Source organism: Trichlorobacter thiogenes, assembly GCF_900167465.1.
GTDB classification, from domain to species: domain Bacteria; phylum Desulfobacterota; class Desulfuromonadia; order Geobacterales; family Pseudopelobacteraceae; genus Trichlorobacter; species Trichlorobacter thiogenes.
This window is the reverse complement of the sequence record NZ_FUWR01000002.1, coordinates 99,899-112,851: the sequence shown is the minus strand read 5'-3', so window position 1 is coordinate 112,851 and position 12,953 is coordinate 99,899. Positions and strand designations below refer to the sequence as shown.

9 protein-coding genes are annotated in these 12,953 nt (G+C 51.0%); all 9 read right to left on the bottom strand.

Going from position 1 to position 12,953, the window contains the following annotated elements; translation table 11 throughout:
* Positions 1-11: 11 nt before the first annotated feature.
* Entirely contained in the window at positions 12-2,087 is a 2,076-nt protein-coding gene (locus B5D39_RS03830; protein WP_078789074.1) for a chemotaxis protein CheW, read from the bottom strand.
* Between the two features lie 12 nt (positions 2,088-2,099).
* Positions 2,100-2,426, bottom strand: coding sequence for an STAS domain-containing protein (locus B5D39_RS03825; protein WP_078789073.1), 327 nt, complete (start codon positions 2,424-2,426; stop codon positions 2,100-2,102).
* Between the two features lie 339 nt (positions 2,427-2,765).
* Positions 2,766-4,181 (bottom strand): sigma-54-dependent transcriptional regulator, encoded by a 1,416-nt coding sequence (locus tag B5D39_RS03820; protein WP_078789072.1) that lies wholly within the window; start codon positions 4,179-4,181, stop codon positions 2,766-2,768.
* Between the two features lie 11 nt (positions 4,182-4,192).
* The gene (locus B5D39_RS03815; protein WP_078789071.1) at positions 4,193-4,567 is read right to left on the bottom strand and encodes a hypothetical protein; all 375 of its coding nucleotides are present in this window, start codon (positions 4,565-4,567) and stop codon (positions 4,193-4,195) included.
* 182 nt (positions 4,568-4,749) lie between these two features.
* Entirely contained in the window at positions 4,750-5,823 is a 1,074-nt protein-coding gene (locus tag B5D39_RS03810) for a hypothetical protein (protein ID WP_078789070.1), read from the bottom strand.
* 62 nt (positions 5,824-5,885) lie between these two features.
* Positions 5,886-7,250 carry a sodium-dependent transporter gene (locus tag B5D39_RS03805; RefSeq protein WP_078789069.1) on the bottom strand — a complete coding sequence of 455 codons (1,365 nt, stop codon included), beginning with the start codon at positions 7,248-7,250 and terminating at the stop codon, positions 5,886-5,888.
* Between the two features lie 34 nt (positions 7,251-7,284).
* Complete coding sequence (locus tag B5D39_RS03800) at positions 7,285-9,219, bottom strand: alpha/beta hydrolase family protein (protein ID WP_078789068.1); 1,935 nt, start codon at positions 9,217-9,219, stop codon at positions 7,285-7,287.
* A gap of 157 nt (positions 9,220-9,376) precedes the next feature.
* Positions 9,377-11,587 carry a DEAD/DEAH box helicase gene (locus tag B5D39_RS03795; RefSeq protein WP_208610545.1) on the bottom strand — a complete coding sequence of 737 codons (2,211 nt, stop codon included), beginning with the start codon at positions 11,585-11,587 and terminating at the stop codon, positions 9,377-9,379.
* Positions 11,568-12,914 carry an ATP-binding protein gene (locus B5D39_RS03790; protein ID WP_078789066.1) on the bottom strand — a complete coding sequence of 449 codons (1,347 nt, stop codon included), beginning with the start codon at positions 12,912-12,914 and terminating at the stop codon, positions 11,568-11,570. Before B5D39_RS03790 ends, B5D39_RS03795 begins: the two co-directional genes overlap by 20 nt.
* Between the last annotated feature and the right edge of the window lie 39 nt (positions 12,915-12,953).

The following is a 12,953-nucleotide window of genomic DNA, read 5'->3' as shown; positions in this document are numbered from 1 at the left end:
GGGACCCTCCTTTAGATTTGCGGGGCTTTACGCCACAGGTGAACCAAATCACCCACATCAAGGATCAGGGCGACATGACCGTCTCCCATGATGGTGGCTCCGGCTGTGCCATCCACCTTGCGATAGTTTGTCTCCAGACTCTTGATCACCACCTGGTGCTGATTCAGCAGTTCATCTACCAACAACGCCACCTGCTCACCTTCAGCATCCACAATCATCACCACCGCCTGTTCAGGCTGATCTACAGCACCCTTGATGCTGTAGATTTCATTCAGGCGCAGCAGAGGCAGATACTCTCCCCGCACCCGAACGGTGGTGTTGCCGCTCACCGCATTGATATCATCAAGCTGCGGCTGGAGTGACTCGATGATCGAGTTGAGCGGCACAATAAAGGTCTCGCTCCCCACCCGCACCGAGAGCCCATCCAGGATAGCCAGGGTCAACGGCAGGGATACCAGTACGCGACTGCCCCTGCCGGATTCTGATGAAATGGAGACGCGGCCACCCATGGCCTGAACATTTTTCATCACCACATCCATACCCACTCCACGGCCAGAGACATCGGTAACCTTTTCAGCCGTGGAGAAGCCGGGGGCAAAGATCAGCTGCCAGACCTCTTCGTCGCTCATCTCATCTGACACTGCCAGGCCGTTCTCAGATGCCTTCTGCAGTATCCTGGTACGATTGAGTCCGGCACCGTCATCAATCACCTCAATCACAATCCGTCCTCCGGTCTGGGCCGCACGCAGGGTAATGGTACCGTTTGGCTGTTTACCTGCCTGTCTGCGCTCTTCAGGGGATTCTATGCCGTGGTCAAGGCTGTTGCGTACCAGGTGGGTCAAGGGATCGGCCAGTTTTTCGATCAAACCTTTGTCCAGTTCAGTGGTTTCACCCACCAGCTTCAGCTCCGCCTGCTTACCCAGCTTGGCTGCCAGATCATGCACCAGCCGGGGAAAGCGGCTGAAGATAAAACTGATCGGCATCATACGGATCGACATGACACTTTCCTGCAGATCACGGGTGTTACGCTGGAGAAGCTCCATGCCGCGATGCAGGCTTTCGTACAGGACCGGATCAAACTGTTGAGCGGTCTGGGCCAGCATGGCCTGGGTAATGACCAGCTCGCCCATCTGATTGATCAGTTGGTCCACCTTGGAGACACCTACCCGGATGGATGAAGACTCGGTTCCATCAACCGGCCTGCGCCCAAAGGCGTTGGGAGCGGTTTCGTCCCGGTCATAGAGACGTCTGCCCGGTGATTCAGGAGCTGGATTTCTGCTGCTCTCGCTATTTTTCAAATTGGTTTCAGGTACGGTGGGGGGATCGTGGTGAAGGTCAGCAGGCTTAACAAGCTGTATTACTATCTCATCTTCGTCTGCCACAAACATGAAGATATCGCGCAGCTCTTCCAGCTGGGCCGTACTGTTCAGGGTCATATTCCAGCACAGGTAACATTGTTCAGGATCATAGCCATCAAAACCATCAGGAACCGCCACCTCTGCCGTTACCGACAGTTCCCCCAGGCTTGCCAACTCATCAAAGAGCGGCTCAACCCGCACCCCCCGCTTAAACAGATCAGCTGGCGGTGTAAAAACAATCCGGTATTCTGTAGTAGCATCAGGACTGTCCGTAGCAGGTGCCTCAGCACTGTCTGTAACCGGCTCTGGTGACGAATGGGACTCACCACCCTCAATACTCTTGAGTTTGTTGCAGGCTGACGCAACAACAGCTTCATCCACCGGAGTCTTATCGCGATGCCCGGCCAGTAACATGGCAATGGCATCCTTGGTTTCTAAAAAGGCATCCACCATTTCAGCAGTAAGGCCCAACTCATGATGACGCACCCGATCCAACAGGGATTCAAGGGTATGGGTGGTGGCGGCCATGTCTCCAAAACCAAAGGTTGCCGCACCGCCTTTTATGGAATGGGCAGCCCGGAATACGGCGTGCAACTCCTCTTCATCCGGCGCATGGGGATCAATGGAAAGCAGTATCCGCTCCATTTCTGCCAGATGCTCGGTACTTTCCTCAAAAAATACCTGAAAAAATTGTGAAAGGTCTGCAGACATGGCGCCCCTCTCATGCATCAGTGGTAGCACCTATGACAGGGCCACATCCTGCGAAGCCTCAAACAGCTTATGCAAGCCAACCTTATGCACCGTTGAACGCATGCCGTCTGACAGATTAACCAGTTCAGCACGCAAGCCTTTTATCTGCAGACACTGCACCCAGACATACAGCAGCTGCAAACCACTTATGTCGATCGCCTTGATACCTGAGCAATCAACCACCAATCGGTTGTTTTGGGGTACGACACCGCCCACGCCGTTGGAGATCGCCATTAAGGATTGTACCTGTTGGGGAATACCGTTCATGGTCCAGTCACCTGAAAGGTTGGTGGCAATACCTGTATGCTCTGTTTTCATACTGTCCTCCCGGTGATCTGTTCACCGTTACATTGCCAGATTCCTGCATCACGACATCCGCTACGGGTGAGAGTTTCTATTACAGAAAGCATGCCGAGGAGCAACACAGAGCTAATCACCTTGTTTTATTAAACTAAATAAAACAGACAACAGAATATCAGCCAAATATTTATATGGCGGGTGACTTCGCAGACAGGCTCTTTGCAAAGGAATACTGCAGGAACACAGAGTTAGATCGGCCGGTAAAAATTTTTACATTGGGGTAAGTTTTTTACTTAAGGTGGGTCAACGATTAGCGTCTGGCCAACGAAGCGGAATAGCCATTACAACAAGCGCGTTTCAGGCGGTAGTTTTGCCATTAGCACGGGCTTTAAGGCGATTGGTGATGGTTTGACGCGTGACGCCAAGCAGAGATGCAGCCAGATTGTGGTTGCCACTACTTAAGGTAAGCGCTTCATCAATAAGGTAGTCCTCTATCTCATGGAACGAAGGAAAGTGACCAAACAATGATAACAGATGGTTACTGTTACCTACCTGAACACTGTTACGACACGTTTCTTTGGATAGCCTGAAATGCTCACAGGTGAGCAGCCCCTCCTGATGGCGGGCCATGGCATCCAGCACCAGTCCCCGCAACTCCCTGATATTACCTGGATATGCCTGGGCACGAAGATGAGGTATCAGCTCTGCACTGAGTAAAGGAGGTTGTTTTCCGTAGACACGGGCCGTTTCTTCAACAAGGTGAATGGTAAGCAGCGGTATATCCTCAGGGCGCTCCCGCAACGGCGGCAGTTCAATGGTATGGGCACAAAGCCGGTAATAGAGGTCGCTTCTGAACCGCCCCGCTCTCATCGATTCCTGCAGATTATGATTGGTTGCCGCAACGATCCGGGCATCACTCTTTTTAACGGAATCGGAACCAACAGGAAAATAGTCACCTTCCTGCAACAGCCGCAGCAGTTTGATTTGAGAGGCACCGTGCAGGTCACCGATCTCGTCCAGAAACAGCGTTCCCCCTGCAGCCTTCCTGATCAGGCCTTCCCGTACCTGGTCGGCACCGGTAAATGCCCCTTTTACATGGCCAAACAGGGCGTCCGAAAACATAGCGTCATCCAGACCAGCCACATTGACCGCCACAAAACTGCCCTTGACCCCGCTTAGCTGATGGATGGCACGGGCCATCAACTCTTTGCCAACACCGGTTTCTCCAGCTATCAGGACCGGCTGACGAGAGCCTGAAACCGCCTCAGCATACTGAAAAATTGAACGCATCTTCTTACTGCAGGTCTTGATCTCCGTAAAGGCCTCGGGCTGCTTCAGTCGATCGGTAAGCAGATATTGCTTCAGAATACTGATCTCATTTCGCAGGTCATTAACATGCTGCGCATTTTTAACACAGGCGATCAATCTGCTGGGTTCAACCGGTTTCAGCAGATAATCGTAGGCGCCAGCCTTCATACATTCTACAACGGTTTCAACATCAGAAAGGCCGGTCACCATTACAACCGGCAGATAGGGATATTCCTGTTTGATCAAAGGCAGCAGATCCCGTCCGCTGAGATTCGGCATCATCATATCCAGAAGTATCAGTGAGGCACCGTCCTGCTTCAGGATATCCATTACCTGACGGCTATCGGTTACCTTGCGTAGATCTGCAATCCCTTCCGACTGCAGGGTTAATGCCACCATATTGGCAACCTGTTCATCATCATCAACAACCAGCACAGGGCCTTTCAGGGCACAACTGTTTTCCACACCTACCCCCTTTATGCGGTGTTACCGGCGCTATGCTTAACGCCCTCTTTTAATCCGGCGAGTCGGGCTTCAATTTTGCGGGCTGACGCAACAATACTTGCAATCACCATTGCTCCGTTTTTTCTGGCTTCAAGGCAGTCATCGCTGGAAAACAGATCATCATCACAGCGGCCATCATACTGATCCAGACTTGAAATAATGTCATCCCAGTAACGTGATAGCAGGTTTGCGCCAAGCAGAATGGCGTGGTTAGCGTTGACAAGCTCATGCCTGATATCGGTAACAGCCTGTTCCGACTCAAAAACACCGCTTTGGACAGCAGCACAGTCCAACTCTGCGGTTTTAGTAAGGCTGCCAACGCTCTGATTATCAGTCTTATGCATCATACAAGTATGCCCGCTTGTGTTTCCTGCAGCTTGAGATCAGCTCCGCAAAAAGGTTCAGGAAGTTGTGAACAGCTGTTACGCACTATTTGGTGAACTATATCAGGGAATTGGTGTCTGGCAAGGTGGGGGATAAAAAAACAGCAGCATCTACTTGCCGGGACAGACCTGGCTACAGTGCGATATCAACGTTGATACCGTCCGCCGGTTTCAGGCCATACCAAGGCATTACCTTCAATTTCCAGACGTAACTCACGGAAAAAAGGTTGTACAAGCCGAGATGCATCAACCAGCAGCTGATAGATGCTACCAGAAACGGTGCCAGGAGGCAGGGTCAAGGTCTCAAGCTGTCCAGGGCCTGCCTTAAGCTCAAGGGCAATTACCTTTTCCTGAGCTCCAAGCCTGACAACAGCGACAGCCCCGGATGAAACAGCAGCACGTCTGGCACCATCAGCCAAAACAAAGCCTATCTTCAGACGGTAGAGGGGAGATCCACTGCTGCTGTCACGCACCACAACACCGACTCCCTGCCGTGACCAGGAAGCAGGACGATCCTGCTGCACATCCGGTTCCTGCGGCATTTGGCAACTCTTTGGCCAGTGTAGAACCGGACGCTTAAGCGCTGGCCTTCCAGCATCCCCATTGGTCTCTTTTGCTGTCAGCCAGGCCTCCTGAAACCGGTCCATGGCTTCAACCGCCTTCTGCATTGCTGTTTGAGAATTGTGCTTCACAGCGTTCGCAGCAGCCAGCTCTACAGCCTTTGTTGCCTTATGCAGCTTGAGTAGTGCCGCATCAGCCTGTTGCTGACGCTCTGCCTTTGATGATTCCGGTACGCCAATCATTTTTGGTGCAGACGCATACTCAGCAGTATCAAGAAAAGGGCAGGCCTTCAGCACCGCTTCCCGCTGCCCTGCATACAACTGTTCCTGCAACGCCTTTTCCGCTTCAAAATTCCAGGGTTCAGTCGGTTTCTTCGTGTCCAACTGAAATAAGGGGCCTGTGGTTGAAGGTACTGCTGCCGTTAACACAATGCTGTCACCCTGCCGGGTCCAACGTCCTTCAGAGCTATGATCCTGATTACCATATGCCAGCATCCAGGCGTAGCTACCGTTAGTACGCAGCAAAAGCTCTGAACCGACCTCCCTCACCCCCTGCAGGTAATACCTGCCAACAAAAGCGGGCTGCTCGGCTGCCTGCAGACTGAAGGCAGATAACAGCAGAACAGACAGCACCAAAAACAGAATTTTTATCTTTTGCATGTGGGGCTCCATCAATCAACCGCTATCCTGCTAACAACACGATATTACTACTGCATATCCGCTCAAAACAGGCCGATCTTATTCAACAATACCAACGCCACTAAAATCGGCGACACATACCGGATAAGGAAAAACCAGATCCGGTAAAACCGTTGGGATCCCCCACCCTTTAACAGCTCTTCCCTGCCAACTTTAGGGGTCAGTATCCAGCCTGCAAACAGGGTGATCAACAGTCCTCCCAACGGCAAGAGATAGTTGGTTGACATAAAATCCATTGAATCCAAGAAATTGCGCGAACCGATCAGGTGCCAATCCTTCAGCATATTGTTGGAAAGTGCCGAGGGAACACCCAGCACAAAGATCAGCGCCCCTGCAATCAGAGTTGCCTTGCTGCGATCCCATTTAAGCTCATCACAGTAGTAGGCCACCACAACTTCCAGCAGGGAGATGGCCGAGGTAAGGGCGGCAAACACCAGCAGCAGGAAAAACAGAATGGCGATCAAGGTACCACCCGGCATCTGGCTGAACAGAATGGGCAACGTCTTAAAAACCAGGCCAGGACCGGCCGCAGGGGCCATGCCATAGCTGAAGACAATCGGAAAGATTGCCAGACCAGCCAGTAGCGCCACCAGGGTATCCATAACAGAAACGGTAATGGCTACCTTGGGGATGTTTATATCTTCATCCGCATAGCTGCCATAGGTCAGCATTGCCCCCATCCCGAGGCTGAGGCTGAAAAAGGCATGCCCCAACGCCTCCAGCATGGCAGGTGGATTCAATTTGCTCCAATCCGGCGCAAACAGAAACTGAAACGCCTTGGCACCACCTGGCGAGATCAGACCATAACCGGCCAGCGCAAGCAGAATTAGAAACAGAATCGGCATCATAATTTTGTTGGCCCGTTCCAGACCGCCCTTAACCCCACCAATTACGATCATCACCGTGGTAACCATGAAGATGGCCTGCCAGAACAGTTGGCTGAGATCGCTTGTTAGCAGGTCGCCAAACAACTGTGGGACCTGATCGGCATGGTGATGGGAGAAGGTTCCCTTCAACGCCAGCCAGAGATAATCCACAGCCCAGCCGGCCACCACACAGTAGTACGATAGAATGACAAAACCGGCCACTACCCCCATCCAGCCCACCAGTGTCCAGCCGCCACCTTTCAGCCGTTTAAAGGCCCCCACCGGATCTTTGCGGGTATGCCTGCCGATGACCATCTCAGCCATCATCAGCGGCAGACCAATGGCAACAATACAAAAGAGGTAGAACAGCACAAAGGCGCCACCGCCGTGCATTCCGGTGATGTAGGGGAATTTCCAGATATTGCCAAGACCGACAGCAGAACCGGCGGCAGCCATGATGAACCCCAGCCGGCTGGACCAGCGCCCACGAAAGTGCTGCGGTACCTGTGGATGATGACTCATACCGATATCCTCATTACTTCAGATTCACAGAACATCATTTTTGTGCATCGTGCCCTTGTATCAGATGTTTCCTGAAAAACGCCTCCATGGCCCCGTAAAACTCAAACTGGTTTTCCTCATTATGGAAGCCATGTCCTTCGTTATCCTTCACCAGATACTGCACCTCAACGCCACGCTTCTTCAGGGCAGCCACCATCTGGTCAGACTCATCCTTATTCACTCGGGGATCATTTGCCCCCTGGGCAATAAACAGCGGCGTCTTGATTCTTCCTGCATGAAAGACCGGAGAGCTAGCCGTCAGCGCAGCTTTGTCCTTTACCGGATCCCCCACCATCTCATACATCATAGCCAGATACGGTTTCCAGTAGGGAGGAATGGTTTCCATAAAGGTAAACAGGTTGGCAACCCCAACATAATCAACCGCTGCAGCATACAGATCAGGGGTAAAGGTCACTCCGGCCAGGGTGGCATAGCCGCCGTAGCTGCCACCATAGATCCCCACCCGCTTGGGATCGGCAATCCCCTCCTTGATCAGCCAGGCAACGCCGTCCGTAATATCATCCTGCATGCTCCTGCCCCACTGCTTGAAGCTCTTCTCCCAGAAGGCCCTGCCGTAGCCGGTTGAGCCGCGATAGTTCATCTGGAACACCGCAAAACCGCGATTGGCCAGAAACTGGATTTCCGGGTTATAGCCCCATGAATCCCGAACCCACGGCCCGCCGTGGGGATTGACAATCACCGGCAGGTTCCTGGCCTCACGGTTCACCGGCAGCGTCAGATAACCGTTAATGGTCAGGCCATCCCGTGTCTTGTAGGTTATCGGCTTCATACTGGCCATATCAGCCGGATTGATCCGGGGATTGATCTCACCCAGGCTGGTCAGGGTATCGGCTTTAAGCGAGTAGACATAGCGGGCACCCTGGGTACGGTCATTGTAGGCTGCCACAACAAAGGTATCTTCAGCCAGGTTTTCACTTTGCAGAGAGATCTCATAGCCGGGCAGTTTTTTCTGAAGGCTGTCGTAGATTGATCTGGTTTCAGCATCAAAGAAATGGCGTTGGCTCTTCCAGGTGGTGAAACTTGCCTGTGTAAGCAGTTTACGCTTGTGGGAATAGGATACTCCGCCAAGATCAACCTCTGGATGTTCAAAAAGCGGTTGTGATTCCGTAGCGTTGTTCGGATCAAGCACTACCAGCGCGGTCTTGTCACGGTCACGGTTTGAAAGGGCATACAGTGCTTTGTTATCAAAGGTGAAAAACAGGGGCGAGACCGAGGTACGGAAGTCTGTGGTCAGGATAGTCTTGAAGGCATCCTTTTCAGTAGCGCGATATAAAAGGCTGGTATTGACGCCATCTGATGTTGAGGCCATCCGGACACGGCCAGTATGGTCAGTGATCCAGCCGGTGATATTGCCGGGGTTCTCTGCCACCAGGCGGGCATCACCGGTTTTGACATTAACCCGGTACACGTCAAAAAACTGCGGATCCCGCTTATTGTGCTGCACCAACACATGCTCAGGATCATCCAGCAGGTCATCCACAATCGACGCACGGATCTTGGGAAAGGGGGTAAGATCCTTGACGGTGCCGCTTTTCAGATCCACCGACAGCAGATGATAATTTTCATCCCCGCCAAAATCCTTCACATAGAGAATGGTATCATTCCCCTTCCAGAAAAAGCCTGCAATATCCCGCTCTGTTTCAGCCGTAATTCGCTTTGCCGTGGCAAAGTCAGGCGCCTTGCCATCAGGAGGCAGGGCAACCACATGCAGATTCTGACGACGCTGGTACGGCTGCATAAACCCGAGGGTTTTCCCGTCATCGGAAAGCCTGAAAACAGAACGCTCCGGCTTGCCGAAAAAATCCTTCAGATCATACTGCTTTAAAGCTCCCCCGGCCATGGCCGGGCTGGCAAGAGCAGAAAGCATCAACAGATTACAGACACCGCTTGTTACGAAAGACTGCCTCATTATAAAACTCCTTTAAAATCGGACTAAATCATCCTAAAAACAACACAATATATCGTGAACTCCAGGATTAATTAAGGCACAGGATTATTGACTTTTCATTACCTAAATCCGTCTTGTGTTTCCATAGAAGTTGGCAACAAAACTTCTCTACACATTCCTAATTCAGCATATTTTTCAAGGCGTTATACGCACCTTCGGCATCAAGCTTTGAAGCGGCATAATCTCTACTAAGTAAGTCATCAGACAAGAATAGATCGTATTTTTGGCACACCTTGTTTTCTACTGATCTTGCCAGCTCGTAAGTATCAGGTTTCCCTTCCGCTAGCAAAACCCGCAAAGCGTCTTGAATTTCAACCGGTGATGCATTGAACACAGCAATTGCAATCCCTTCATTTGTGGCCTTAATCCCCTTTGACCTGAGCATGGCCGCCAGGGTGTCCAGCACCCTGTCGCCCATCCAGCAGAAAAGATGCGCTGTGCTGCCTTGCGTCACTATCCTCTTACTCTCCAGACTGAAACGACTGAAGTTTACCCGTGCTTCCGCCAAAAGCGTCTTTGCCTTGGCATCAAGAAAAGTCGGGACGTGGCTTTCTGAGTAAACAACAAACATTTCCTGCCTGATCCGATCATGAACCCATCCGGCCTGCCCGCCAAAAACTGGGGGTGCCCCGCCTTTTGATGGCTTCAATACAATGACCTTCTTGGCTGAATCCACTTCTTCAACAAGCCATCTCCTGCCTCCAAAGATCAGCAAAGAACCCTCGGTAACAGGCCGATCAATCGGAAGTGTACCAAGCGTCCTGTCGCCAGACACCAAGCGGTACTCCTCTACAGTTGAGAATGCAGTATAAAACGAATAGTGATTAACGATTCGTTCTCCGATCTGCCCATGCAAGAGCAAACCATCGCTTGCCTGCATGATAAGACGCTGTTCACCTAGGTTTCTCAAAAACGCAGTAAACATCTGCTGACCAACAAGTGAAAAGGGACCATTTTTACACAGGACATTGTACGCCTGCACAGCAGTAACCCCGCCACACTGGGCAATCAATGACAGCATCTGCTGAACAAGAGTTGACAAATGCAGGCCACCAGCAGGAGGTGGTTCATACCATTTTTCCAGCAAGAGCCTGACCATGGCAACGGTCTGTACCAGACCGGCACGAAGACAGTCAGCAAGGTCAGATTTTTCTGTTAATGCATCCTCCTGAATATACATCCTCAGAACAGCCGGGGCGCCATCCCTTCTTCCAGAACGACCAAGACGCTGACGCATACTTGCAACGGAGGGTGGCACACCCACCTGAGCAATGCTTGCCACAGAACCGATATCTATTCCCATCTCCAAAGTAGAGGTACAAACAATACTGACTGGGCAAGACTTATCTTTAATTGCCGCTTCCGCATCTTCACGCAGTTCTTTTGAGAGGCTGCCATGATGTGGCCAAAATTCATTTGGTAGTTGCTGTTCCACACACCGTTTCCGCAGTAGGTCGGCAAAGAACTCCACTCTATTTCGACTATTGGCAAAAATCAGATTGCTGCTTCCGCGCAGAGTTTTAAAAAGATTGTCACCTATATCAAGCAAACTACCATCCGGCTGTAGGTCTGCTTCGGCCTCTCCTGCCAGCACCAAGGGCGGTTGCTTCTGAAGATATCCCTTCAGAAGCAACTGAAGTTCCTGACCAGTGGTCGTTGAAACAATCATTTCTGTCTCACTAACGCCATCAGGTCTCAAAAATTGTGATGCAAGTTGCATATCGCCAATGGTTGCGCTCAATCCAATGCGCGGGACTTTCCGCTTGATAGCACATTCAATCCGATGAAGCAGCGATTGTAACTGCTGGCCCCGCTCAGAACCAATGAAGGAATGAAGTTCATCGACGACAATGTACAGAAGATTTTCAAAAAGCTGGGGAATGGCGTTACCATGATTAACGAAGAGTGATTCGACAGATTCAGGGGTAATCAGGAGAATACCGTTTGGCTTCTTAAGAAATCTGCTTTTTTTGCTACCAGAGATATCGCCATGCCATGGATGCACGGCGATATCCAGGCGCTCGCACAACTGTTCCATTCGGGAAAACTGATCATTAATAAGCGCCTTCAGAGGACTAAGGTAGACAACACAGGAATTCTGGTTTTCCTTTGACAGTAGTTTTGAGCAGATGGGGAGAAACGCGGCTTCAGTTTTACCTGCTGCCGTTGCCGCCGCAATAATTACATCAGTATCACCGGCAAGAATCGGGGCAACTGCCCGTTCCTGTGCATCCCGCAAGACCGTCCATCCCTGCTCCCAGACCCATCGACGGATCTTTTCATCGAGCAGAAAAAAAGCTTGTGATTCCTCAGAGTTTGAAGGATGCAAGACTATCCTCGTCATCAGCAGGCATTATCAGAGACGCCTGTGAACTGGCAGCTACCGTCTCTTCAGGAGTAAAGTCCAAATCAGGATTGACATCCGGCCTGATATCCACTGTTCCAAGAATATCCTGCCACGTTATTTGACGGTTTTGCTCCAGAACCGAAAGGAGGTTGACAAAACTGGTAATTGTATTGCGCGGAGTCCTGAAATAGGCATCTCCGATTTTTTTGGAGCAATGCTCCATAAAGGCTTTGAGGACTTCATCAGGAATAAGGTAGTCGTCGGTTTTTCCATAGGCAAAGACATGCCTGATTTTTCCCAGCAGGATATAGAAATCTTCAGGGCTCAAATTGCTCAGACGCAAAACAGGTCCGCTGTAATCTACCAATCCTTTAACGGCAAAGGTATTTTCAGCAAGACGGGATTGAAGCGCCGAATAGCTGTAAAGCCCCCGTCGCGTATCCATAAGAAAGTCTGGTGTCCCGCCCATGATAAAACCAAGCCCAACAGCAGTACCCTGCAAGGAATCGTTCAGTATCCGCAAAATCTGCTCATAGTTTGAATTTCGGGCTTGAACATTCGATAATTTATACAGGTTTACCAGTTCATCCAGACAGATCAGCATCCCCTCAAATCCGGCAAGCCTCACAAACCTGGACATCAACTTTAGGTGGTCATAAAAAGTACCGTCATCAATGATGGTCCGCACGCCAAGTGCATTACGAGCATCGGTTTTAGTAGTGAACTCTGCACGAAGCCAACGGATTGCATCCGCTTTTAACTGCTCGTTCCCTGCGTCGTGTCCTTTCCAGTATGCGGCGATAACATGGGCGAAATCATAGCCTCCCACCATTTCAGAAAGAAACTCCAGTTTTTCATGAATAACTGCCTCTGCATTTTTACCGGTGGCTTTAGACTCTTTAAGCGCCTCCGTAACAAACCGTTCCACAATAGATTGCATTGCTCCACCGTCCGGCTTTGAACGGGTTGAAATATTGCGCATCATCTCCGCATACAGTGAGCGCGCCTGCCCACCGGTAGCGTGAAGACGTCTGTCAGGGTTCAAGTCCGCATGGGCAGTAACCAGCCGTTTCTCAAGGGCAATTGCCCTGATAAGATTCAGAAAGAACGTCTTGCCGGAGCCGTATTCTCCGATGACAAAACGGATACCAGAACCATTATCTGCGATCCGTTCAATGTCTTTAATAAGGGCAGCAATCTCATTTACCCGCCCAACCTGGATAAGGTGCTGGCCGGTACGGGGTACCACACCCGCACGTAATGATTGAATGACAGCATCCCGGTCTTTGGGACGGATTGGGGTAGTCATGCCGTTATCTCCTTAGCAATATTTATTCGGTATCGAGGC

Coding starts and splice junctions, on each gene's coding strand:
- B5D39_RS03830 (WP_078789074.1), bottom strand. CDS start 2,087: ATGCATGAGAGGGGCGCCATGTCTGCAGACCTTTCACAATTTTTTCAG.
- B5D39_RS03825 (WP_078789073.1), bottom strand. CDS start 2,426: ATGAAAACAGAGCATACAGGTATTGCCACCAACCTTTCAGGTGACTGG.
- B5D39_RS03815 (WP_078789071.1), bottom strand. CDS start 4,567: ATGATGCATAAGACTGATAATCAGAGCGTTGGCAGCCTTACTAAAACC.
- B5D39_RS03810 (WP_078789070.1), bottom strand. CDS start 5,823: ATGCAAAAGATAAAAATTCTGTTTTTGGTGCTGTCTGTTCTGCTGTTA.
- B5D39_RS03805 (WP_078789069.1), bottom strand. CDS start 7,250: ATGAGTCATCATCCACAGGTACCGCAGCACTTTCGTGGGCGCTGGTCC.
- B5D39_RS03800 (WP_078789068.1), bottom strand. CDS start 9,219: ATGAGGCAGTCTTTCGTAACAAGCGGTGTCTGTAATCTGTTGATGCTT.
- B5D39_RS03790 (WP_078789066.1), bottom strand. CDS start 12,914: ATGACTACCCCAATCCGTCCCAAAGACCGGGATGCTGTCATTCAATCA.